At 62.7% G+C, this 271-nt stretch carries 2 protein-coding genes; both read right to left on the bottom strand.

Features of this window, described 5'->3' with window-relative positions; genetic code table 11:
• Positions 1–147: TIGR03758 family integrating conjugative element protein (locus ABJ99_RS00560; protein WP_080377954.1), on the bottom strand; the 147-nt coding region annotated here is incomplete at its 3' end.
• On the bottom strand, positions 144–271 hold a 128-nt coding region (locus ABJ99_RS26390; protein WP_268243734.1), incomplete at its 5' end, for an RAQPRD family integrative conjugative element protein. The genes ABJ99_RS26390 and ABJ99_RS00560, both read right to left, overlap by 4 nt.

Genomic DNA, 271 nt, shown 5'->3' with positions numbered 1-271 from the left:
CCAGCCGCGATAAATGCTTGAAAACACCCAGACGCCCCACAGCAGGAGGATTCCCATTGCGATTCCGGTCCACAGCGTGTTGCTGCTGGCAGGCGTAAAGCCCGCCGCCGCCTGGAAGGCGCTGATCTGGGTGGAGGACATCGTCATGGCGTGTGATCACCGCTGACGTTGTACTGGCCGGAAATGTCTACGGGGTCACGAGGCTGTGCGCGGGACGGCGACAGGTAGTCTTGCAAGCCCTGGCGGATGCGCGCGATGTCGCTGACCAACC

Source organism: Pseudomonas syringae pv. cilantro (assembly GCF_001293775.1).
GTDB classification, from domain to species: Bacteria; Pseudomonadota; Gammaproteobacteria; order Pseudomonadales; family Pseudomonadaceae; genus Aquipseudomonas; species Aquipseudomonas syringae_P.
Note: the sequence above shows the minus strand (reverse complement) of the source record. Positions and strands in the feature narration are given on the sequence as shown.